Annotated in this window: 1 protein-coding gene; it reads left to right on the top strand. The window is 63.6% G+C overall.

Annotated elements, in window-relative coordinates:
* Positions 1-33: 33 nt before the first annotated feature.
* Positions 34-470 (top strand): DUF222 domain-containing protein (locus DL991_RS42310; RefSeq protein WP_370309597.1); only part of this gene is annotated, 437 nt, incomplete at its 3' end.

The raw sequence follows: 470 nt of genomic DNA, 5'->3' as shown, positions 1-470 counted from the left end.
CAAACTGTCGGTGGTCGGTTGTACGTTCTGTGTGTGGATACTTCTGACGCCGTTGTGGCGCTGCTCAAGGAAATGACCGAGTCGGATGTGTTGGGGGAGGTTATTGGTTCGCTGGATTCGTTGGGGGATAAGGATGTGGTGGATGTCGCGGTGGCGGCGCCGGTGGGGATCGCACGGTTGGAGGCGGTGCGGTTCCGTGCTATCGGACAGTTGGGGCGGCATCGTGGCGGGGTTTCGAGTGTGGTGCAGGAGGTGGCGTTCGCATTGTCCGTTGTGGACCGTCACGCAGGCACCCTGGTTTCCACCGCGGAGGCGTTGACCACCCGGCTGCCGCGGACACTCGGGTTGATGGACCGGGGTTTGGTGAATGGGTTCGGGGCGGCGAAGATCGCGGCGGCCACCTCATGGCTCTCCGACGAAGACGCCCGGGCCGCAGACGCTCTGTTGGAGGATCGCCTGGAGGGGAAGAA

The sequence above is a fragment of the Amycolatopsis sp. WAC 01375 genome (genome assembly GCF_003947325.1).
GTDB lineage: Bacteria > Actinomycetota > Actinomycetes > Mycobacteriales > Pseudonocardiaceae > Amycolatopsis.
Note: the sequence above shows the minus strand (reverse complement) of the source record. Positions and strands in the feature narration are given on the sequence as shown.